This window comes from Pseudomonas sp. NPDC099000 (assembly GCF_044759925.1).
GTDB lineage: Bacteria > Pseudomonadota > Gammaproteobacteria > Pseudomonadales > Pseudomonadaceae > Aquipseudomonas.
This window is the reverse complement of the sequence record NZ_JBIWAF010000003.1, coordinates 186121-207091: the sequence shown is the minus strand read 5'-3', so window position 1 is coordinate 207091 and position 20971 is coordinate 186121. Positions and strand designations below refer to the sequence as shown.

At 59.8% G+C, this 20971-nt stretch carries 20 protein-coding genes; 5 read left to right on the top strand and 15 right to left on the bottom strand.

The window, feature by feature from the left end; genetic code table 11:
* Positions 1 to 138 precede the first annotated feature (138 nt).
* The gene (locus ACIQV9_RS05650; protein ID WP_403099072.1) at positions 139 to 732 is read left to right on the top strand and encodes a nitroreductase family protein; all 594 of its coding nucleotides are present in this window, start codon (positions 139 to 141) and stop codon (positions 730 to 732) included.
* A 135-nt stretch (positions 733 to 867) separates the two neighbouring features.
* On the opposite strand, the gene ACIQV9_RS05645 is transcribed toward ACIQV9_RS05650, so the two are convergent.
* The 6 genes from ACIQV9_RS05645 to ACIQV9_RS05620 form a co-directional block, all read right to left on the bottom strand.
* Positions 868 to 1800 carry a D-2-hydroxyacid dehydrogenase gene (locus tag ACIQV9_RS05645; protein WP_403099070.1) on the bottom strand — a complete coding sequence of 311 codons (933 nt, stop codon included), beginning with the start codon at positions 1798 to 1800 and terminating at the stop codon, positions 868 to 870.
* Positions 1801 to 1920: 120 nt separating this feature from the next.
* Positions 1921 to 2214: a YcgL domain-containing protein gene (locus ACIQV9_RS05640; protein ID WP_007898694.1), complete on the bottom strand. Its 294-nt coding sequence runs from the start codon at positions 2212 to 2214 to the stop codon at positions 1921 to 1923.
* The gene (gene rnd, locus ACIQV9_RS05635; protein WP_403099068.1) at positions 2211 to 3344 is read right to left on the bottom strand and encodes a ribonuclease D; all 1134 of its coding nucleotides are present in this window, start codon (positions 3342 to 3344) and stop codon (positions 2211 to 2213) included. The genes ACIQV9_RS05640 and rnd overlap by 4 nt, the downstream gene beginning before the upstream one ends.
* A 123-nt stretch (positions 3345 to 3467) precedes the next feature.
* A complete protein-coding gene (locus ACIQV9_RS05630) occupies positions 3468 to 4130 on the bottom strand; it encodes a class I SAM-dependent methyltransferase (protein WP_403099066.1) in 663 nt (220 codons plus the stop codon).
* 73 nt (positions 4131 to 4203) lie between these two features.
* On the bottom strand, positions 4204 to 5853 hold the full coding sequence (locus tag ACIQV9_RS05625) for a phosphoethanolamine transferase (RefSeq protein ID WP_403099064.1): 1650 nt from the start codon (positions 5851 to 5853) through the stop codon (positions 4204 to 4206).
* 179 nt (positions 5854 to 6032) lie between these two features.
* The gene (locus tag ACIQV9_RS05620; protein WP_403099062.1) at positions 6033 to 7415 is read right to left on the bottom strand and encodes a glutamine synthetase family protein; all 1383 of its coding nucleotides are present in this window, start codon (positions 7413 to 7415) and stop codon (positions 6033 to 6035) included.
* A gap of 612 nt (positions 7416 to 8027) precedes the next feature.
* On the opposite strand from ACIQV9_RS05620, the gene ACIQV9_RS05615 reads away from it, so the two are divergent.
* Together ACIQV9_RS05615 and ACIQV9_RS05610 are read left to right on the top strand one after the other, a co-directional pair.
* On the top strand, positions 8028 to 9221 hold the full coding sequence (locus ACIQV9_RS05615) for a cyanate transporter (protein WP_403099059.1): 1194 nt from the start codon (positions 8028 to 8030) through the stop codon (positions 9219 to 9221).
* A gap of 205 nt (positions 9222 to 9426) precedes the next feature.
* The gene (locus ACIQV9_RS05610; protein ID WP_403099057.1) at positions 9427 to 10362 is read left to right on the top strand and encodes a LysR substrate-binding domain-containing protein; all 936 of its coding nucleotides are present in this window, start codon (positions 9427 to 9429) and stop codon (positions 10360 to 10362) included.
* Positions 10363 to 10365: 3 nt separating this feature from the next.
* On the opposite strand, the gene ACIQV9_RS05605 is transcribed toward ACIQV9_RS05610, so the two are convergent.
* Positions 10366 to 10731: a 5-carboxymethyl-2-hydroxymuconate Delta-isomerase gene (locus ACIQV9_RS05605; protein ID WP_403099055.1), complete on the bottom strand. Its 366-nt coding sequence runs from the start codon at positions 10729 to 10731 to the stop codon at positions 10366 to 10368.
* A 219-nt stretch (positions 10732 to 10950) separates the two neighbouring features.
* Between ACIQV9_RS05605 and ACIQV9_RS05600 the strand changes: the two genes are divergently transcribed.
* Positions 10951 to 11679: a hypothetical protein gene (locus ACIQV9_RS05600; protein ID WP_403099053.1), complete on the top strand. Its 729-nt coding sequence runs from the start codon at positions 10951 to 10953 to the stop codon at positions 11677 to 11679.
* Between the two features lie 24 nt (positions 11680 to 11703).
* Here ACIQV9_RS05600 and ACIQV9_RS05595 read toward each other — a convergent pair whose 3' ends face one another.
* The 5 genes from ACIQV9_RS05595 to ACIQV9_RS05575 form a co-directional block, all read right to left on the bottom strand.
* Positions 11704 to 12624 (bottom strand): LysR substrate-binding domain-containing protein, encoded by a 921-nt coding sequence (locus tag ACIQV9_RS05595; protein WP_403099051.1) that lies wholly within the window; start codon positions 12622 to 12624, stop codon positions 11704 to 11706.
* 72 nt (positions 12625 to 12696) lie between these two features.
* On the bottom strand, positions 12697 to 14811 hold the full coding sequence (locus ACIQV9_RS05590) for a DUF6311 domain-containing protein (protein WP_403099049.1): 2115 nt from the start codon (positions 14809 to 14811) through the stop codon (positions 12697 to 12699).
* The gene (locus ACIQV9_RS05585; protein ID WP_403099047.1) at positions 14808 to 15194 is read right to left on the bottom strand and encodes a GtrA family protein; all 387 of its coding nucleotides are present in this window, start codon (positions 15192 to 15194) and stop codon (positions 14808 to 14810) included. The genes ACIQV9_RS05590 and ACIQV9_RS05585 overlap by 4 nt, the downstream gene beginning before the upstream one ends.
* Positions 15191 to 15901, bottom strand: a complete 711-nt coding sequence (locus tag ACIQV9_RS05580; protein ID WP_403099045.1) for a class I SAM-dependent methyltransferase — start codon at positions 15899 to 15901, stop codon at positions 15191 to 15193. The genes ACIQV9_RS05585 and ACIQV9_RS05580 overlap by 4 nt, the downstream gene beginning before the upstream one ends.
* Before the next feature lie 3 nt (positions 15902 to 15904).
* Positions 15905 to 16873, bottom strand: a complete 969-nt coding sequence (locus ACIQV9_RS05575; protein ID WP_403099043.1) for a glycosyltransferase family 2 protein — start codon at positions 16871 to 16873, stop codon at positions 15905 to 15907.
* A gap of 278 nt (positions 16874 to 17151) precedes the next feature.
* On the opposite strand from ACIQV9_RS05575, the gene ACIQV9_RS05570 reads away from it, so the two are divergent.
* Positions 17152 to 17343: a DUF1508 domain-containing protein gene (locus ACIQV9_RS05570; protein WP_010462174.1), complete on the top strand. Its 192-nt coding sequence runs from the start codon at positions 17152 to 17154 to the stop codon at positions 17341 to 17343.
* 215 nt (positions 17344 to 17558) lie between these two features.
* On the opposite strand, the gene ACIQV9_RS05565 is transcribed toward ACIQV9_RS05570, so the two are convergent.
* From ACIQV9_RS05565 to ACIQV9_RS05555, 3 genes are all read right to left on the bottom strand, one after another.
* Entirely contained in the window at positions 17559 to 18263 is a 705-nt protein-coding gene (locus ACIQV9_RS05565) for an NAD(P)H-dependent oxidoreductase (protein WP_403099040.1), read from the bottom strand.
* A 73-nt stretch (positions 18264 to 18336) separates the two neighbouring features.
* A complete protein-coding gene (locus tag ACIQV9_RS05560; RefSeq protein WP_403099038.1) occupies positions 18337 to 19752 on the bottom strand; it encodes an aldehyde dehydrogenase family protein in 1416 nt (471 codons plus the stop codon).
* On the bottom strand, positions 19745 to 20935 hold the full coding sequence (locus tag ACIQV9_RS05555) for a pyridoxal phosphate-dependent aminotransferase (RefSeq protein ID WP_403099036.1): 1191 nt from the start codon (positions 20933 to 20935) through the stop codon (positions 19745 to 19747). Before ACIQV9_RS05555 ends, ACIQV9_RS05560 begins: the two co-directional genes overlap by 8 nt.
* Positions 20936 to 20971: the final 36 nt, after the last annotated feature.

Sequence of the window (20971 nt, the reverse complement as noted above, 5' to 3'; positions counted from 1 at the left end):
CATGCCTAAATGCCATTAACGCTCAACCGCGTTGCATTCAGGTGAACTGCCAGGCTCTGGAACAACCTTAGCGCTCAGCCCAACTGCGCCCGCAGGTTTTAGACGACCCTCACTTTCAAACGAAGCAAGGAATCTCTGATGAGTGCAAATCCACGCGTTGCCGATTATGCGATCCACCCTCAGTTCACCGATCGCTGGTCGCCCCGCGCCTTCACCGGCGAAACCATTCCCGAAGAAACCTTGCTGAGCTTCTTCGAAGCCGCACGCTGGGCGCCATCGGCCTACAACTCGCAGCCTTGGCGGTTTCTCTACGCGCGTCGAGATACGCCGAACTGGGAGCGCTTTCTGGGCCTGCTGAACGAATTCAACCGCGGCTGGGCGCAACACGCCTCGGCGCTGGTGATCGTGATCTCGAAAACCACCTTCGCGGTACCCGGCGCCACCGAAGAATCCCCGGCCTTGTGGCACACCTTCGACACCGGTTCGGCCTGGGGCCACCTGGCGCTGCAAGCGAGCATCAGCGGCTGGCACACCCACGGTATGGCCGGTTTCGATCAGGACCTGACCCGCAAGGAGCTGAATATTCCTGAAGGTTACGCGCTGCATGCAGCAGTAGCCGTGGGCAAACTGGGCGACAAAGCGACGCTGGCCGATTACCTGCAAGCGCGCGAAGAACCAAGCCCGCGCCGCCCGCTGAGCGAACTGGCCGCCGAAGGCGACTTCACCCTCTAAGCCACACCGCTGATGATCGTTCCCACGCTCCGCGTGGGAATGCATCCCGTGACGCCCTGCGTCACATCCAAAGCGGAACGCGGAGCGTCCCCGGCGGCATTCCCACGCGGAGCGCGGGAACGATCAGCGGAGGGTTCAATAGCCGCGGTTGAAGTCGACTTCCCCGCGCAACGCCTCGCCCGCCTGATACGCCCGCAGGTTTTCGACAAACAGGTTCACCATCATCGATGGCGAGGTCGGTGCCGAGCTGTGGCCGGTCAGCAGCAAGCCCCAGGCGGTCCAGAACGGATGACGCTGCGGCAGCGGCTCCTGACGGCAAACGTCGATGACCGCGCCCGCCAGATGCCCTTCTTTCAAGGCTTCCACCAGGTCTGCGTCGACCACGGCCACGCCACGGCCGACGTTGATGAACAACCCGGTCGGCTTGAACTGCTTGAACAGCGCCGCGTCGTACAAGTCGTGGGTATTGGGGGTGTTGGGCAGCAGATTGATGACGAAATCCACTTCACCGACCAGCCGTGGCAAGTCCGCCAGCGCACCGACTTCAACAAATGGTGCCTGCTTCCGGGCTTCGCTGGCGATGCCATACAACTCGACGCCAAACGGCACAAGGAACTGCGCCACGGTCTGACCGATGTCACCGGTGCCGACGATCAACACCTTACGTCCTGCCAGGCTCTGCCCCTGACGACTGTCCCACTTGCGCTCGACCTGGCTGACCAGCCGCGCCAGCACTTCGCGCTCGTGGCCGAGCATGTAGGTCAGGACGTATTCGGCCATGACCTGACCAAAAATCCCCACCGCACGCGTCAGGCGATAATCGCGGCGTAAACCGTCGGCCAGCAGCGGCGTGATGCCGGCCCAGGTCGATTGCAGCCATTGTGGCTGGTGGCCCTGGCGCAACAGATTCGCCAACAGGTCCGGCTGGCCCAGCCAGATCGGGCAGTCGGCCGCCTGGCTGGCCAGTTCGGCGGAATCGCCGCTGGTCAGCACTTTCAGATCAGGCGCAGCCTGACGCAACAGTTGGGCGTACACAGGGTGGTCGTGTTCAGCAATCAGAACGCGCATGGTTCAAACCTTTCGAAAACAGTGCAGACGGCCGCCGACGGAGTATCGCTCCGTCGCCCTGGCCATCGCCAAAATCATTCCAGTGTTTCACACAGACTCTGAACAGAGCCTGTCTGCCGATCACATCGGGTCGTTGCGTCGCAGCAATTCTTCCGGCAAGTGTTCGATGTACTCGTCTTCGGCCGGTGGCATTTGCAGGTGGTAGCCCTGCTTCTCAAGGTTTTCCAGGACCACGGTGATGTCCTCGCGCGACAGTTTGCGCTCGGGGGTCAGCACCAGGTCGAAAGCGTGATGAGGTTTGCCGAAGGCGGCCATCAGACTTTCCGGGACACGCTCCAGTGCATCGCTTTTGAGCACGTAGAGGTACATCTCGTTTTTCTTCAGGCTTCGGTAGATGGAGCAAATACGTTTCAAGGCTGTTCTCCGGCGGTGGCCAGGCTGTCGAGCAGCGCCTGGCCCATCAATTCGCGGCGCCAGCCACGCAGCGAATCAGGCAATTGGTAAGGACCGTTGGGATAGCCGCTCTTGAGCAGCGCTTCCAGGGTTTTCTTGCGCAGCATCAGTTCCGGCGCGATGTTCAGGCGCTCGGCTTCGGCCTGGCCGATCGCACGCAGCTGTTTGACCAGGTTGGCGGCGTCGACCGGCAACGGCTCCGGCACGGCGGGCGGCCATTGATCTGGCGACACACTGCCAGAGCGCTTGATCAGATCAAGCAGAAATTCGCCGTCCTGACGCACGGTACGCGGGTGCATGTCTTCGATTTTCGCCAGTGCGCCGAGGTTGTCCGGCTGAGTCCGCGCCAGCGGCCACAGGGAATGCTCACGCACTATGCGGTTACGCGGCAGATCACGGGCGCGGGCTTCGCGCTCGCGCCAGGCGCACAGTTCACGTAATACGACGAGTTGGGCACGGGAGAGCTTCCAGGCCAGCTTGGCTTCGCGATAGACCTCATACGGATCAACTTCGCGACGCAGGTTGGCCACCAGCTCGGCGCCGTCTTCCAGAACCCAGGCGTACTTGTCGTCAGACAGCTTCGGACGCAGCTGTACGAAAACTTCCGCCAGGTGCAAAGCATCTTCGGCGGCGTAGCTGATCTGGGTGTCGGACAACGGACGTTGCAGCCAGTCGGAACGGGTCTCGCCCTTGGGCAGGTCGATGCCGAGCACTTCCTGCACCAAACGCGAATAACCCATCGAGAAACCGAGGTTCAGGTAAGCGGCGGCCAGTTGCGTATCGAACAGCGGCGCCGGCAGGCTGCCGGTCAGACGCAGCAACACTTCGAGGTCTTCGCTGCACGCATGGACGACTTTGACCACGGCCGGGTTTTCCAGCAACGCGGCCAGAGGCTGCCAGTTGTCGATGGTCAGTGGGTCAATCAGGTAAGCGCGTACGCCATCGCCGATCTGCAGCAGGCCTGCGATCGGGTAAAAGGTGTCGACCCGCATGAATTCGGTGTCGAGGGCAACGAATGGCAGCTGCTGCCACTCGGCGCAAAACTGACCGAGGCTATCGTTGTCGCGAATCCAGTGAATATCGATGGCCACACGGCTCTCCCTTGAAGAATGGCGCGCAGTATATATCGCCCCCGGCGATTTCCGCGCATCCACTGAACAAGAGCTTTAGCGAAAAGACCTGCCAGACGGCAAGAAATGTCTGACAGGCGGAGGTTAACTAGCCTTACGCAGCACGTAGACCCGCATCCGTGCACAACCGGGCAGGAAGTCCTGGTGACTGAGCAAGCTGAAACCCGCGCGCCTGAATTCGGCTTCGACTTCGGCCTTGCCGGCCAGCTGCCGGGGGTGGGCGCCCGTTGCGCCCGAGCGGCGGAGCTTGAAATGCGCATCGACCCGTACCGCCACAATTACCGTATCGCGACTCACGCGGTGGAACTCTGCCAGCAGGGCCAACCGATGCTCCGGGCTGTCGATGTGCTGAAACAGTTGCATGCAAAAAATGCTGTCGACCGCGTTCGCCGACAAACCGAGGGTGAACGCCGAACTCTGGAACGTCTTGATCCGCTTCAGCAGACTCTGCGCATGGTGAGTCTGAGCGTGATTGAGCATGTCCTGGGACGGATCGGACGCGAGGATCACCCGGTTCGCGTGCTCGGCCAACACCGGCCAGAAACGCCCGGCGCCGCACGCCACATCAAGCATCAAGCCCGGTTCGCCGGCGACCTTGAGCGCGTTGCGCACCAGCTGCTCGTCGCGCCAGAACGTCAAGCGCCCCGCCAGGCCACGCGGCCGCGACTGAAGGCAGACGCGGGCGTGTTCCTGATCGTAGCGCCGGGCGAACTCAAGCTCGATGGCGGAAGGGGGCTGCGCGGACATGTGCAATGACTCTTGTAGGAATAAGTACCGGCCGCAGGTTAACGACCGGTACGTGAAAAAAAGGTCGAAACGCTTACTCTTTGGCCAACACACCGTCGATCACGGCGCCGCGGCAACCGGCAAACATGTCCAGATCCTGGTTGTAGACCTTGCTGTTGACCTCCAGCAGACCGAGCATCGAATGGAACAAGTTGTCCTGGCTCAGGGGCTTGTCGCGGCTCAGTTGCAGGCAATGGGTGTCCACCGAGAACGACTTTTGGTAGCTGTCGGAGAACCACGCCAGCATCGCCACATGCTTCTGCTGATCCGGCGCCAGCATGTAAGGGGTGCCGTGGAGGAACAGGTTGTATTCGCCCAGGGATTCGCCGTGATCCGACAGATACAGCATGGCGGTATCCACTTTGTCCTGATTGCTGCGCAACGTATCAATCAAAGTCGACAGCACGTGGTCGGTGTACACCAGCGTGTTGTCATAACCGTTGACGATACTTTCGCGACTGCAATTGTTCAGCGCATTACTTTCACAGACGGGCGTGAAGTGTTCGTACTCCTTCGGGTAACGTTTGAAGTATTCGGGGCCATGGCTGCCCATCTGGTGCAGGACCAGCACGGTGTCTTTATCCAGGGTGTCGATGAAGTGCTGCAAACCTTGCAGGAGAATTTCGTCGCGGCATTCACTGTTGGCGCACAGCACCGGGTCCTTGAGGTTGCTGACGTCATCGAGGGTGACCCGGTCGCACGTGCCTTTACAGCCCGATTGATTGTCACGCCAGATCACGTCCAGACCGGCGCGTTTGAGCACGTCCAACAGGCCCTCTTCATTCTTCGCCGTGCTGGCGTTGTAATTCTTGCGGCCCATGTTTGAGAACATGCAGGGCACCGAAACGGCTGTTTCCGTGCCGCAGGAATGCACATCGGTGAAGGCGATCAGGCCGGCTTCTTTATCCAGTTTGGGCGTGGTGTCGCGGTCGTATCCCAGGATGCCGAAGTTCTCGGCCCGGGCACTTTCGCCGACGACCAGCACCGTCAGGGATTTACGCCCGTGAGTCTGCCAGGCGGGATTGCGCTGGGCATCCTCACCGACTTTGACGAAGGGCTGCCGGGCGGAAACGACTTGCTCGCGCATAAAACCGAACGAAGCACCGATGTAGTTACTCGGCACCACCATCAGACGCAGTTCATGGTGATTGCGAAACAACGAGGACAGCCCCTGATAGTTCACCAGAGCGACACCACCGATCACCGCAACTGAAGCAACACTCACCAGCGCCTTACTTAACAACTCACGGTGCCAGCGGCGGTAATCAACCGGAACTGTCCACAACAACCATGAAGGCAAAACACCGAGCAGAAGTATATAGACCAGTAACTTCAACGAGAGTAAGTCACGCACTTCCGTCGCGTTGGTTTGCGCAAAGTTGCGCAACATGCCGGTGTCGATCAGCACACCGTATTGGCTCATGAAGTAAGCGACCCCGGCGCTGATCATGAAGATCACGGTCAAGACCGGTTTCATCACGCGTCGGAATGCCAGGAAGGTCAGCACAATATTGAACGCCGCGAGAATCATCACGCCGAACGCGACGCGCATGACGATGCCCTTGCCGTCGGACGCGGTGATATCAAACAGGTGCTGCCAGAGCACTAAATTAAAGCCAATGAGCAGAAAGGCGCTGGCAATCAGTGTCACCCACTCCGGGCGCACGGGTTTTAACTTCAACATGATGATCGGCTATTCCTGAAAAGAAGTGCCCTCGGTAAATGTGAAAATTTCATTTACCACGACAGCACTAACTTTAGGCAGCCAACCATCAATTTTTTGTGAAAAAGAAGCCAACGATTAGTTGGCCCCTGTTATGAGATCGACACTTTTAACTTATTTGAGAATGGTTCAGCTTTTGTTCAAGCCTGATGTAAATACCAACGCCAGTCCTGCTCGCCGACTTCACCCATGAACTGCCGATACTCGGCGCGCTTCACCGCCAGGTACACGCCGAGGAATTCACCACCGAACGCTTCACGCGCCCAGGTCGAACCTTCCAGCGCCCGCAAGGTGGTCAGCCAATCGGTTGGCAACAATTCCGTGGCCTGGGCGTAACCATTGCCTTCCACGGGTGCTCCCGGGTCGAGCTGTTCGCGAATGCCGCGATGGATGCCGGCCAGAATCGCCGCTGCCGCCAGATACGGGTTGGCGTCGGCGCCGCAGATGCGGTGCTCGATGTGCCGTGAGAACGCCGGCCCGCCGGGCACGCGCAAACTCACGGTGCGGTTGTCCACACCCCAGGTCGCCGCCAGCGGTGCGTAGCTGTTGGTCTGGAATCGACGGTAGGAGTTGGCGTTCGGGCAGAACAGCAGCAACGAATCGAGCAAGGTGCTGAGCATGCCGCCGACCGCGTGTTTGAGCAGCGGCGTGCCGTCCGCGGACTCGCTGGCGAACAGGTTGTTGCCGTCCTTGTCCGCGAGGCTGACGTGCATGTGCATGCCGGTGCCCGCCAGGTCATCGAACGGTTTGGCCATAAAACAGGCGGCCATCCCGTGTTTATGCGCGATACCTTTGACCAGCCGCTTGTAGCGCACCGCTTCGTCCATCGCCTGCAGGGCGTCGGTGCGGTGTTCGAGGGTGATTTCCACTTGCCCCGGCGCGTATTCGGAGATCGCCGTGCGCGCCGGAATGCCCTGCAACTTGCAGGCACTGTAGAGATCCGCCAGAAACGGCTCGATCTGCTCCAGCTCACGCAAACCGTAGACCTGCGTCGAGCGCGGTCGCCCGCCATCGACGTCCCGCGCAGGTTGCGGCCGACCGTTGCTGTCGCGCTGCTGATCCAGCAAATAGAACTCCAGCTCCGCCGCCATCACCGGGTAATAACCGTCGGCCTGTAAGCATTCGATCACCTTCGCCAGCAAATTCCGTGGATCAGCAATCGTCGCCGGCATGCCTTCCTTCGGGTGCATGCTGACCTGCACCGCCGCCGTCGGAATCAACCGCCAAGGCATGCGCGTCAAACTGCCGCTGATCGGGTACGCCCGGCAATCGATGTCGCCGACATCCCAGACCAGGCCTGAGTTTTCCACGTCATCGCCGTTGATGGTCAGGCCGAGAATGGTGCTCGGCAACGGCCGTCCGCTTTCGTACACCGCCAGCAGTTCATCCCGATGCAGCAACTTGCCCCGTGGCACGCCGTTGTTGTCGAGGATGAACAACTCGAACATCTCGATATCCGGGTTCTGTTCGAGAAAAGTCAGGGCTTCTTGCTTCGTGGCGAAGGAGGTCGTGGCACAACTCATGGGCATTCTCTTATTTCCGCGTCAGGCAAACGCGCGGGCGCTGCCGGTTTGATCCCGGCGCACAGCGCGGGACCTGTCAGAAGAATCAACGGGAAAGGCAGGAATCCGGTGGGCGCGCATGCCGGCAGTGCCAGAGCGCCCAGAAGGCTAGTTCGGAGGGAAGTGCGACGGGGCAACCGTCCATAGAAACAACCGCAGAAAACAGATGAGCAGCAGCGTCACACGGGCGGTCAGGTCGTTAAATCGGGATTTGAAGAACTTTGGGTGTGGGCTGACTAAACAATCATCCCTGACACACCACCATCCCTGTGGGAGCGGGCTGTGGCGAGGGGATTTAGCGAAACGTCGCACCGCCCCGTTCGGCTGCGAAGCAGTCGTAAAACCATTGATTGCGGTGTATCTGATGCACCGCAATTTTCGATTCGGGGCCGCTCCGCAGCCGAACGGGGCGGTGCGACGTTTCGCTAAATCCCCTCGCCACAGTGCGCTCCCCTCAGGGATTTGTGTTGCAACTGCGGTATTTAATTTTTAAATACCGCTGCGGATTATCTGATTTGCGGCCTCCAGCCCTCCCCGCGCCTAATCGGTTCCTGATTATTCAAGGGCCGATTGATGGAAAACGTTCGCGCAACCTCCCGCCCTGCCCTCTGGCTGATGGTCAGCATCCTCCTCGTCGCCCTGAACCTGCGTCCGTCGATGGCGGCTGTCGGGCCCTTGCTGTCGGCGATTCGCGGGGACATCCCGTTGAGTTTCAGCCTGGCCTCACTGCTGACCATGTTGCCGGTCATGGCCATGGGTCTGGCGATGTTCTTCGGCCTGAGCGTCAGCCAACGCCTTGGCGAACAGCGCACGGTGGTGATTTCAATGTTGATCATTGGCCTCGCCACGGTGTCGCGGCTGTTCGTGGACTCGGCCGCCGAACTGATCCTCAGCGCCATGCTCGCCGGCATCGGTATTGCGCTGATCCAGGCATTGATGCCGGCGCTGATCAAATCCCGCTTCAGCGACAACGTTGCCGTGTGCATGGGGCTCTACGTGACGTCGATCATGGGCGGTGCGGCGATAGCGGCATCATTTGCGCCGCTGGTGATGACCCGTACCGGCAGTTGGCGCGCGGGGCTGGCGATCTGGGCTGCGCTGGCCCTGGTGGCGTTGCTGTTCTGGAGCCTCGGGCATTCGGGGACATCGACGCCAGCGGCACCCGCACCACGCAAGACATCCTTCTTCACTCATTCCCGCGCCTGGTTACTCGCCATCTTCTTCGGCTTGGGCACTGCGTCCTACACCTGTGTGCTGGCCTGGCTGGCGCCGTACTACGTGGAAAAGGGCTGGAGCGAACAAAATGCCGGTTTGCTGCTGGGCTTCTTGACGGCCATGGAAGTGGTGTCCGGGCTGGTGACCCCCGCCATCGCCAACCGCAGCCGTGACCGACGTCTGGTGCTGGTGGTGTTGCTGGCGCTGATCATGGCCGGTTTCTGCGGGCTGATCCTCAGCCCGCAACACCTCAGCCTGCTCTGGCCGTGCCTGTTGGGACTGGGCATTGGCGGCCTGTTCCCGATGAGCCTGATTGTGTCGCTGGATCACCTCGACAACCCGCAACGCGCTGGCGGGCTGACGGCCTTCGTTCAAGGCATCGGCTACCTCATTGCCGGCCTTTCGCCGCTGATGGCCGGTATGGTGCGCGATCAACTCGGCAGTTTCGAAGGGGCCTGGTGGTGCCTGACCGGTGTCATGGCACTGATGATCCTGATGGCCGTGCGCTTCAATCCGCGGCATTACGCGCAACATTTTCCTACAGCCGCCTGAGCACTCTGTTCATCAGCGTTCAGCGGTAAAGGCCTCTGGCCATGTTTGCCGCTATTCATTTCACACGTCGTGTTCGGAACATTTTCTGTCCCACAACCGACCATGAAACATCCTACAGGGCATTCTCCTGGCACCATCGTTCCGTTAGGATCACTCGCACACGTTTGCGCACAGTCAGCGCAAGGAGCACAGCGAGACAGAACGGATGCTGAACAGTAACTTGCTAAGAAAGCTCGATATGCAGGACCTCATGGTATTTGTCGCCGTGTATGAGCAAAGCAGCGTCACCGGTGTGTCGGAGGCGCTCTGCGTCAGCCAGTCCACCGTGAGTTACTGCCTGAAGAAACTGCGCACCAGTTTTGAAGACGAGTTGTTCATCAATACCCGCACCGGTATGCGCCCCACCTACAAAGCCAGCACCATGTACACCCATGTGCTGAAGATCCTCGAAAGCATCAACCTCTGCCACGCTGGCGCCCAGGCATTCGACCCGACCTTGCAACCGGTCACGTTCAATATCTGCGCGCCGGAATACTTCGAGCAGTTGATCCTGCCGCGCCTGTTGAGAAGCTTCGATTTCGCCGACCTGCCGGTGATGGTCAACATGCACAAGTTCGAAACCGACATCCCCGCCGAAGACCTGCGCGATGGCAGCCTCGACCTGGTGATTTGTTTCGGCCCCCATCTTCATCGCAGCCACAGCGACTTCAAATCCCGGTTGTTGCTTGAAGATGATCTGGTCTGCGTCTTCGACAAACGCGCCACGCCACTGGAACCCCGCTTAAGCCTGAAGGCGTTTGTCGAACGCCGGCATGTGTTTCCGACGCCGTGGACATCCACCACCAACATGGTCGATGGCTGGCTGGCGCAACAGGCGCACAAACGGCAGATTATCGCGCGCTCCAACAGTTACAGCGCGGCGCTGAAAATGATCACCGGCACCGACTTCATCCTGACGTTGCCCCGCCGCATCCAGCAATTGCTGGCCAACGAGGCGATCTTCAATCACTGCGAAGCGCCCAACGGCTTGCCGGGTTTCACCCTGGACATGCAGTGGAGTCAAAGCGTCGATCAGGACAGCGCCAACACGTGGTTGCGCGAGCAAGTGATCAAAGCCTGCGCCGAGCAGGAAATGGCCTGAAACTCAGTGGCCGATGGCGGTCTTGGTGTAGGACTCACGGTCGATGTCGAGGATCTCCACGCACAACTGGACTTCAACCCCTGTCGGCCATTCACACAGTTCCTGCACCACGGCCAGCAGGCTATCGGACAACTGCTTTTTGATCTGCGGCGGACGACCGCTCAGCAGCGCCAGCTTCACATGCACAAACGCCCGTTCTGCTATCGCCGTGCCAACCTTGAAGGTTTCGACCTTCGCCGCGCGGCTCTTGATGTCGAACTCAGCCGCAAACTGACCGGACGCCACCAAGGCATTGTTGAGCCGGATCAATGCCACGTCGGCGTTCAGGCCGGGCAGGTTGGCGGTGTATTCCATGTGCAGGTGGGGCATGGTTTGGCTCCTGATTAAAATGGCAGTACTCAAAAAAGGATATTGGCGTTGGCCGTACATCTACTTGGATTTCCCAATGACCCGTACTGTACTAGTGTTTCCAGATCAGGTCTGAAATTAGAAGTGCGCCGTTAATTGAACATGACGCTGAAACTGCAAGCGTCCTCTCAAGCAGTGAGGAGGTAACCCGAAAATAAACTGATTCAAGGATTGAACACCATGAACCGTCTTTACGCCTCAATGGCCCTGTCTGTTTTTTCGCTCTGCGCTCACGCCCTGGACCCAGGTGAAGAAAGCTGGGAGGGAGCACCTAGCGCACACTTCGACTACCTCGTCTACGCCGTCACCTGGCAGCCAACGTTTTGCCTGTTGAAACCCACCATTGCGGGTTGCAACAAACCGAACAACATCTTCTACACCCACGGTATCTGGGCATATTTCAACAGCACTGCCCAATCGGCCAATCGTCACCCGTCCTCCTGCATCCAGTCAGCGGGTTGTGGTCAGACGGAGTCGGCTTGTGAGCTGTCCAATGCAGTTCAAGAACAGGTACAGGCCGACCAACACTTTTCTAAAATTGTCACCGAGTCCCCCGATTCCCTGATGAAACACGAATGGAAAAAACATGGCACTTGCTATGGCACCAGCCAAACCCGGTATTTCGAGGACTTTGTGAAGTTGCGTAGCGCGGTCAATTACAACTCGGACTTCAACCAGTTTCAGGGTAAATCCCTGGATATGGACACACTAAAAAAGCTGTTTCCACCCAACGCTTCATTTCGATGCGCCAGCCAGGGCGGCAAGCAGTATCTATACGAAGTGTTCTTTCTGATTGATCGGCAGGGGCAGCCGTACACCGAGGATCAAAAACTGCAAATCGGGGAAAAGTGTCAGGCACGGGAAATCCATATTCCGGTGGCTTCAAGACTTGCCCCTCGGTCCGAATGAGTCAGCGACCCTGCCTGACAGATTTCAGATCGGCGACTCAAGGCGCTCACTCATGAACGCCTCCAGCCGCGCGCGCAACCAGCGTTCGGCCGGGTCGGTATCGACATGGCTGAGCCAGACCATGGACAAGTCCAGCGTCGGGGTCTTGAACGGAAAGGCTTCCTGGAACAGTTGCCCTGAGGCCGCCATCGCCTCAGCGGCGTAATCCGGCAGGCTGGCGATCAGGTCGGTGCCGGCGAGCAAGGCCGGCAACGAACTGTACTGCGGCACCGACAGCACGACCTGACGGGTACGGCCGATTTCCGCCAGCCATTCATCGGCGTAGCCGCTGACGTTGGCGGTGTGCGACACCAACACGTGTGGGCGGGCGCAGTATTCGTCGAGGGTCAGCGGAGTGTCCGAGGCATCGGCGCGCAAAATGCTCGGCTGGATGTGCCGCAGCAATTTGCGTTTGGCATTGGCCGGCAGGCCGCGGGTCTGGCTGATGCCGACCGTGATATCACCGGAGGCCAGCAAGTCGGGGATGCGCCAGTAATCGACATGCTGAACCACGAACACCACCTTCGGCGCTTCCTGGCGCAAGGCCCGCAGCAACGGCGGCAGCAGGCCGAACTCGACATCGTCCGACAGCCCGATGCGAAAGGTCATGGTGCTGCTGGCCGGGTCAAAATCGTGGGTCAGGCTCAGGGCCACCGACAACGAATCCAGCGCCGGTGACAGGTGCAGGATGATTTCCTCGGCCCGCGCCGTCGGCTCCATGCGATGGCCGACGCGAATGAACAGCGGATCGTTGAACATCGTCCGCAGGCGGTTGAGCGCGGCACTGATGGTCGGCTGGCCGAGAAACAGCTTCTCCGCGACCCGCGTGACGTTGCGCTCGAGCATCAACGTTTCAAACACCACCATCAGGTTGATGTCAGCCTTGCGCAGTTCGTTGCGATTCATTCCTTGCCCTCGTTCCCCAACACTTCAGGCAGTGTAGGAAGGCGTGACGGGGGCGTCTACGGGAGTGGCTCCTCAATTGACCGTCAAGGTCTTCAACCCGAGCGCGAGTTGGCGAACGTCCTGGCCGAGCCCGAACTGTTTTGGGCTGACGGCGTCGGCAAACTGCAGTTGCAACCTCAAGACACCCTGAGTAGACACCCGTTGTTGCATCTCGGCGGTGAGGGGAACATCGATGACGTTGCCATCGGCCTGCTCAAGTTGGGCATTCGTTGCCGGCAGACCGTTGATGCTGATGACGACACGTTGACGTGCATGGCCTGGGGGTAGGAACGCCGTGGTCTCCATACGTACGGAATGTACAGGCACCGGGGTCCGGAACATGACTTCAGCGTCCGGGCCTTTGGACCAGACGCCCCAGGGTTCGGTCTCGGACCAGCCCTTGGCCAGCAGCGCGCCGCCCTTATTGCCATAAGTGAACAGGGTTTTTTGTCCGGGTTCGAGGGACGGCACCAGCTCCAGCGGATCGATTTGCGAGGTCGCCTGCAAGCAAGTGCTGCACTGTTTCCAGCCCGGTGCCAGCACCGTGAACCCGTCAATCCGGGCGAAGAGATCCGTTTGGGTATTGATGTTTCTCACGGACTGGATCAACGCACGCTCATCGAGCAGGTACAAAGAGTCGGCGTCGTACTTGCCCGACGCCATTTCCCGGGCCGTCTGCTGTTCGGATTCAATCCAGTTGACCGTATCCATCCGCCCGAGGTAAACGGCATTCGTCGCCAGGCCATGGGCACCGGCAAAATCAGCCACCGCCATCCACTTCGGGGACAGATTCTGCGGAACGATCCAGCGGATGTTCTTGTAATGGGCTGCCGCACTTTTCCAGAACGGATCGACCATGGGCGAGGCCCACTTCGACGCCGGTGCCATCATCAATTGCTTGCGCACTCCCACCCAGCCGGCGTGGGTGTCCACAATCTGTATCAGCAACGCCAGCGACAGCAGGCTCAAGGCTGTGCGTGGCGTATTGGCGCGAATGACCAGGAAAATGATGGCGATGATAATCGCGTAGTACACCGGCCAGAACATTCGCCCCGAGGCGCGGAAGATGTTGGCGATGGAAATCACCACCGGTGGCAGCGGATAGGTGAACTCCAGCAAGCCCAGCGCCACATGGTTTGAAATGGCGAAAACCGTGAGCCCTATCAACGCCAGCAGCAACAAGGGTCGTCGTCGCACGTGTTGTCCGAAGCCGGTAGTGCCTTGAAGCAAACCGACCACGGCACAGATGCCCAGCGTGATCAGCCCAAGTCCCAGAAAGACAAACCCTTCCCCGTCACCGAACCCTTGGACACCTGGCAGGTCCTTCAGCACATAGGACCAGTTCCCCGAATCGAACAGTGACAGCAGGTTCATGCCGTAGATGCCGAAACCGCCGGAGATCGCGCCTTCGGTGCCCACCGAAAAATACCCTGCCTGCCAACAGCAAAAGCTGACCAGCGAAAACAGTGCAAGAAACTCGATCAACGCAGACCGCAGCGTCAGTTTCTTTTTGAAATACCCGGCCGCAAGGTCGGCGATCCAGATCAGTGCAACCATCGCCAGAAAGTACGCGTGGACCAACGCGGCCGCCGCCAGCAACGCCCCCCAGGCCAAGCGTCGATGGCGCAGCTGTGGATGCAGGCCCAGGTAAAACGAAGCCAGCACCAGAAAATGCCCGCCCAGGGACAAATGGAAAGGTATGCGCATGAGCATCGGCGGCACAAAGAGAAACAGCGCTGTACTCACGGCACGCACACCCACGTGCGAGGACATCAGCCCCACCACTTTCCAGGCGAACCACGCCTGCAGGACGAAGCAGGTCAGGAACCAGATACCGAAATACTGAAAAGGCGTCGGTAACAGCGCAGCGAAGGGTTTGAACAGGAAAGCCAGCAGTGGATTGGAATCAGAAAAAATGATGCCATTGCTCAACTCCAACCCGTAGGAAGGATTGAGCCCTATGGGAAAAGTCCACGGCGACTGCCGGAAAAACACCCATCCCAGATAATGCGTCGCCGGGTCGCCGTTACCCAGCCACGCAATGTTCAGCGGGTTCAGCGCCCGTGGCCCGATGATGAGGAAAAAGGCCACAACACCGATCAACAACGGCACCAGGCTGACCGGCAGGCGTTTAGCTAAATCCTTCATCGATACGTCCAGAAGTTATGCAATACAAAGGTGAAGGCCGGAATAGTCAACGCCACCGCGCCGATCCCCAGCAAATAATGCAGCCCGGCCATTTGCGCGGCCCAGGCCACCAGCATCGCCAGCAGAAAACCGGCAGCGGAAACCATCATGAAGCGCAGCAGCGTTCGGCCATGCAATCGGGCGGAAAAGCTCCAGGTGGTATTGATCAGGTAAGACACCACAGTCGCCACGGCAAACGCCGCGCCATTGGCCAAGGGCGGCAGAGGCAGCACGTAATGGATGAACAACACGGCCACCAGCGCATGCAGGGCCGTGACGAACAACCCGGTCACGGCAAAACGCAGGCCACGCTGGATCAAGGCGGATTTTTCGGCTGACGTCACGGCTTCTGCGCCAGGACAAACACCGTCAACCCGGCCAGACGATTCGCGCCCATGAACGGCAGTTCGACACTGCACAGGGTCTTCAACAGCGTATTCACCAGAGGATGGTGCTGCTTGAGTTGCGAGCGCGGTGGCGATGGTTGTGCACCCTTGGGCAACAAACGCAGGGTGGCCGCAATCGGGAACACCAGACCGAAGTAGTAAGCGCCCTGCTTCACGGTCAAGCCGGCCTCCCGCGCCACCGTCTCCAGCTGCGGCAAGCTATAGCGGCGCTTGTGTTCCAGGAACTCATCGTGCCCGCTCCAGAGAAACTGGAACGCCGGCACCGTCATCAGGAAACGGCTCCCGGAGGGGACTTTATCAACGTAAGCCTTGAGCAACCCGACGTCGTCATCGACATGTTCCAGCACGTCCATCAACAGCACCAGATCGGCGTCCACCGCGTCGATGTCGCGACGGTAATGCACCGGTTTACCGGCGGTGGTGGCGTCTGAATCGGCGTCGTAACTGATGTCGACACACCACGCTTCACCGGCCGCTGAATGCGCCAGCAAATGGTGGGAAAAGAACCCGGAGCCTGCGCCCACATCGAGAATCTTTTTGAACGGTGTATTGCCCAGCATTCGCGTCGTGGCCGCCGCTTTGGAGGCGTAATACCAGTGCTGATCAATGCTCGAACCGAGGATGTCGGTTTCCTTGAGATCCATGGTTCAGTCCTTGGGGTCATAGACACGCCGCACCAGATACACCGGGCGGCGTTTTGACTCGATGTACGTCCGGCCGAGGTATTCACCCAGCACGCCGATGCCGATCAATTGCAGACCGCCCAGAAACGTGACGGCGACCATCAACGAGGCATAACCCGGCAGATCGACACCGGAGATCAGGGTGCGCAAGATGATGAAAATGGCGAACGAGAAAGAAATCAGCGAGACGAACAGCCCCAGATAGGTCCAGATGCGCAGCGGTTCCGTGCTGAAACTGGTGATGCCTTCCAGCGCAAAGTTCCACAAGCGCCAACCGTTGAACTTGGTCGAACCGGCGACCCGTTCGAGGCGCTCGTAGTTCACGTACGTGGTGCGAAACCCGACCCAGGCAAACAGGCCTTTCATGAAGCGCCGGGACTCGGGCAGGGTTTGCAGGGCATCCACCACGCAGCGGTCCATCAGCCGGAAATCACCGACGTTTTCCGGCAGGTGTTGTTCAGCGATTTTGTTGTGCAGGCGGTAAAACCAGTTGGCCGAAGTCTGCTTGGCCCAGGAGTCGGTCTTGCGACTCACACGATGGCCCAGCACCACTTCATAGCCTTCACGCCAAAGGGCGATCATGTCGAGGATGACTTCTGGCGGGTCCTGCAAATCGACATCGATCGGCACCACCACCTGGCCGGTGGCGGTCTGCAAGCCGGCGGTCAGGGCCGCTTCCTTGCCGAAATTGCGGCTCAGGTCGACGATGCGCAGGCGCGAATCGGTCTGTTGACGTTCCAGTAGCAGGTCGAGCGTGGTGTCGGTGCTGCCGTCGTTGACGAACACCATTTCCAGACCGATCAGCGTCTCTTCCTTGAAGACGTCGGTGATCCGCGCGATGAACAAATCAATGGTCGCCGCTTCATTGAACACCGGGATCACGAGCGAAAGCTGCAAATGCCCGGTCAGTTGCGTTCCGTGCTGATGAGTCAATTGATTGCTCTTTTTTTATAGTGGTTTTTCTACAATCGGAGGTCGCCGACATCTGCTCGACGCCATGAGCCGTGTCGTATTAAGCAGGACCGAGGGAGGTGATGCAAGGGCGAAACTGCGGGGGTTCTGGCCATTCGCGCCGGCCCGGTTGCGCTGGCTGAAATATTTTCAAATGCCTGGAAACAAATGCCTGATGGCCAAAAAACCCAGCTCCGCTAGGCTTGCCCCCGATGCGTCACACAGGTTGTCGCAATTACCCATCGCATGGAGCGAGCAGAATGTATTTCGAGATTTACAGGCAATCCAAAGGCACGCCGAGCACCGGGAAAGGACAATGGCGCTGGCGCTTGAGGGCGGGGAACCACGAGACGATCGCCAGTGGCGAGTCGTACGTGAACAAGGCGGATTGCCTGCATGCCATCGGGTTGATCAAAGGGGTTGAGGGTGAAACGCCGGTGAAGGAGATTTAAACCTGAGGCCAGTGCCGAAACTGTTCAGATGCTGTGAACAGCGTCGGCAGTTTTCGTTTTTTGGGTTGGGCTTTCGGGTCCCATCGCGGGCAAGCCCGCTCCCACAGGTTTTGTGTCGGTCACATTATCGCGATCGACACAAAACCCTGTGGGAGCGGGCTTGCCCGCGATGGGGCCAGTAAGTTCACCCTCAAGCCCTGGCCAAAAGCCCACTTTTAGCCAGGCAACGGATACAACGCCTCATCAAACTGCGACAACCGCGGAAACTGCATCGGCTGATCATCACTCAGGTGTTCCAGACGCTGCTGGTAACTCTGCAGGAAATCCTTGCGCGCTTCGTCACTGATGTACGGCACATGCCACGCCACGAACGGTTCCAGCACGTCAAACCCGACGTAGGCCAGCGTGCCGCGCAGGATCGGCCGCAGCATGTCCTCCAGCGGACCGTGAATCGCGCCATCACCGAACATATGCTCACGGCCGCCCAAGGTGACGGAAACCAGCGCCTTTTTGCCGCTCAATCCGCCCTGGTCGTAAAAGCGTTTGCCGCCGTAGCAGATACCCGACACCAGCACCCGATCAATCCAGCCCTTGAGCATGGCCGGGGCAGAGAACCAGAAAATCGGGAAGTTCAGAATCAGCAAGTCGGCCCACAACAGTTTGTCGAGTTCCTGCTGGATGTCCGGCGCCAGCGACTGGCTCTTCACCCCCAGGCGTTGCTCCAGTGCATACACCAGGTACTCGGGATTCTCCCGCGAGGAAAAGTCATCGGCACTGGCCACCGGGTTCCAGTTCATGGCGTACAGGTCGCTGACCCGGACCTCATGCCCCTGGGCCTCAAGGGTCGCCACCGCCTGGTCACGCAAGGCGGCGGTAAAGGATTTCGGCTCCGGGTGAGCGTGGACAATCAAAACTTTCATGGCAATTCCCTAAACGTTTACAGGTTTTATGAGTGGGCGATAACGGTGCGCAGATCGTCTGTGTCGTCAAAGGTCACACCTGGATCGCCTTCACTTCGACAAACTCGTTGAGCCCCTCTTCCCCCCATTCCCGGCCATTGCCTGACTGTTTGTAGCCGCCGAACGGCGCCTGATAATTGAACGCCGCTCCGTTGAGAAAGCACTGCCCGGCACGCAACTGCCGCCCAAGGTGCAAGGCGCGCTCAGTGCTGCCGGCCCAGACACCGCTGGACAAGCCAAACGGCGAATCGTTGGCGATCTGAATCGCTTGCGCTTCATCGGTGTAAGGAATCAGGCACAGCACCGGGCCGAAGATTTCTTCCTGGGCAATGCGCATGCGGTTGTCGACATCGGCGAACAGTGTCGGGCTGACGTAGTAACCGCGCTCAAACGCTTGCGTTGCATCGCCGCCATACACCAGCCGCGCACCTTCCTGCTGGCCGACCTGAAGGTAGTCCCGCACGGTGCGCCGTTGCGCCGCCGAGCACATTGGCCCGAGGAAACTCTGCGGGTCCAGCGGATCGCCCATGCGCAGGCTATGGGTTTCGGCAATCGCCAGTTCCACCGCCTCGGCGTAACGACTGGCGGGCAGCAACATGCGGGTCAACGCGGTGCAGGTCTGGCCGGAATTGATCATCACGTCCTGCACACCGTAGCGCACGGCGGCGGCCAGATCCGCGTCCTCGGCAATCAACAGCGCCGACTTGCCGCCCAGCTCCAGGCACACGCGCTTCACCGAAGGCGCCGCCGCTTGTGCCACGCGAACCCCGGCGCCAGTGGAGCCGGTGAACGAAACCATGTCCACGTCCGGGTGCTTGGCCAGTGCTTCACCGACCTTCGAACCCGGACCGCTGACCAGGTTGAACACCCCCGCAGGCAAGCCGATGGCTTCGATGATTTGCGCCAGCAAAAACGCGTGCAATGGCGTTTCCTGGCTCGGTTTGACCACCACGGTGCAGCCGGCGGCCAGCGCCGGGGCGAGCTTGCCGATCAGCTGATGCAGCGGGTAGTTCCACGGGTTGATGAAGGCGCACACACCGACCGCCTCGCGGATGACCAGCGAATTGCCGACCTCGCGCACTTCATCCATCAAGCCGGCGAGTTCGACGTATTGCTCCAGGCCGATGATGGGCCCGTCGACCTGCACCGAGCGGCACCATTGCACCGGCATCCCCAACTCAGTGGTGATGACCGCGGCCATTTCATCGGCCCGAGCACTTAACTGCTCGGCGAGCGCACGCAGGTAACCGGCGCGAACACTCGACGGCGTCTGCGACCATGGACCGAACGCCCGGCGCGCCGCAGCCACCGCGTTGTCGACATCGCGCTCATCGCCCAGCGGCACAGAACCGGCGACTTCTTCAGTGGCCGGGTTGATAACCTCGGCGATGCCCTGCCCCGACGGAGTTTGCCAGCGGCCATCGATAAACAGCGTCTTGTGATTATGCATAGGCTTGGGCTTCCATCAGTTCAGTGGCGCAACGAGTAATTCGCTGGCAGGCGTCACGCAAGGGTTCCGCGCCCAACACCAACCCCAGACGAATGTGTCCGGCGGCGCTCGGGCCGAACGCTTCGCCGGCCAACACCGAGACGCCGTGGCGATCGAGCAAGCGGTCGGCGAACGCCTGGGCGCTGAGCCCGGTGTCGCGGATATCGACCATCACGAACATCCCGCCATCAGGTTTCAAGGCGCGCACGCCGGGGCAATCGGCCAGGCATTCGCAGACCAGATCCCGACGTTGGCGATAGGCTTCGCGCATGGCTTCCAGTTCTGGCAAGTCGCTTTCCAGCGCGACGACCGCCGCGTCCTGCACGAAATCCGGCAGACCGTAGAGCATGCACAGCGCGAGGTTTTCCAGGTGCTCGGCCAGGGCGGGCGGCGCGATCGACCAGCCGATACGCCAGCCGGTCATGGCGTGGGATTTCGACAAACTGTTGAGCGTCGCGGTGCGCTCGGCCATGCCCGGCAAACTCGCCGGGCTGATGTGTTCGCCGTCGAACAGCAACTCGCTGTAGACCTCATCGGAAATCAGCCACAGGTCGTGGGCGATGCACAGTTGTGCCAATGCCTGCCAGGTGCTGCGCGACAAACTGGCGCCCGACGGGTTGTGTGGACTGTTCAGCGCCAGCGCCCGAGTACGCGGAGTGATGCGTGCGGCCACGTCTTCGGGCAACACCCGAAAACCGTTTTCGGAACGCACCGGCACCGGAATCACCACCGCGCCGCAGGCACCGAACACCGCTTCATAGGTGACGTACATCGGTTCGGCGACAATCACTTCATCGCCCGGATTCAGTACGCACTGAGCAACGCAGAACAACGCGCATTGCGCCCCGGCGAGCACAGTGACCTGCTCCGCCGAGACCTGCTGGCCACTGCGTTTGGCGTAATGCCGGGCGATGCTTTCACGCAGCGCGCGTTTGCCACGCACGTCGGCGTAGTGGGTATTGCCGGACAACAGGCTGTCGATGGCCGCCTGCACAATCGGCACCGGCGTGTCGAAATCCGGGTCGCCGACTGACAGCAGCAGGATGTCTTCGCCCTGTTCCTGCAGCGCCAGTGCGCGGTAGTGAATGTCCCAGGCGGCAGCGCCGTCACCGGCGATGCGTTGAGTCAGATCGGAAAAGCGCATGGCCCCATCCCCTAAAAAAGCCTTTTAAAAAAAATG

Bases quoted from the DNA above. Each gene is read 5' to 3' on its own strand.
- ACIQV9_RS05605 (WP_403099055.1), bottom strand. From the start codon at position 10,731: ATGCCCCACCTGCACATGGAATACACCGCCAACCTGCCCGGCCTGAAC.
- ACIQV9_RS05565 (WP_403099040.1), bottom strand. From the start codon at position 18,263: ATGAAAGTTTTGATTGTCCACGCTCACCCGGAGCCGAAATCCTTTACC.
- ACIQV9_RS05610 (WP_403099057.1), top strand. From the start codon at position 9,427: ATGCTGAACAGTAACTTGCTAAGAAAGCTCGATATGCAGGACCTCATG.
- ACIQV9_RS05590 (WP_403099049.1), bottom strand. From the start codon at position 14,811: ATGAAGGATTTAGCTAAACGCCTGCCGGTCAGCCTGGTGCCGTTGTTG.
- ACIQV9_RS05600 (WP_403099053.1), top strand. From the start codon at position 10,951: ATGAACCGTCTTTACGCCTCAATGGCCCTGTCTGTTTTTTCGCTCTGC.
- ACIQV9_RS05580 (WP_403099045.1), bottom strand. From the start codon at position 15,901: ATGGATCTCAAGGAAACCGACATCCTCGGTTCGAGCATTGATCAGCAC.
- ACIQV9_RS05595 (WP_403099051.1), bottom strand. From the start codon at position 12,624: ATGAATCGCAACGAACTGCGCAAGGCTGACATCAACCTGATGGTGGTG.
- ACIQV9_RS05620 (WP_403099062.1), bottom strand. From the start codon at position 7,415: ATGAGTTGTGCCACGACCTCCTTCGCCACGAAGCAAGAAGCCCTGACT.
- ACIQV9_RS05630 (WP_403099066.1), bottom strand. From the start codon at position 4,130: ATGTCCGCGCAGCCCCCTTCCGCCATCGAGCTTGAGTTCGCCCGGCGC.
- ACIQV9_RS05615 (WP_403099059.1), top strand. From the start codon at position 8,028: ATGGAAAACGTTCGCGCAACCTCCCGCCCTGCCCTCTGGCTGATGGTC.
- ACIQV9_RS05645 (WP_403099070.1), bottom strand. From the start codon at position 1,800: ATGCGCGTTCTGATTGCTGAACACGACCACCCTGTGTACGCCCAACTG.
- ACIQV9_RS05555 (WP_403099036.1), bottom strand. From the start codon at position 20,935: ATGCGCTTTTCCGATCTGACTCAACGCATCGCCGGTGACGGCGCTGCC.
- ACIQV9_RS05570 (WP_010462174.1), top strand. From the start codon at position 17,152: ATGTATTTCGAGATTTACAGGCAATCCAAAGGCACGCCGAGCACCGGG.
- ACIQV9_RS05560 (WP_403099038.1), bottom strand. From the start codon at position 19,752: ATGCATAATCACAAGACGCTGTTTATCGATGGCCGCTGGCAAACTCCG.
- ACIQV9_RS05625 (WP_403099064.1), bottom strand. From the start codon at position 5,853: ATGTTGAAGTTAAAACCCGTGCGCCCGGAGTGGGTGACACTGATTGCC.
- ACIQV9_RS05650 (WP_403099072.1), top strand. From the start codon at position 139: ATGAGTGCAAATCCACGCGTTGCCGATTATGCGATCCACCCTCAGTTC.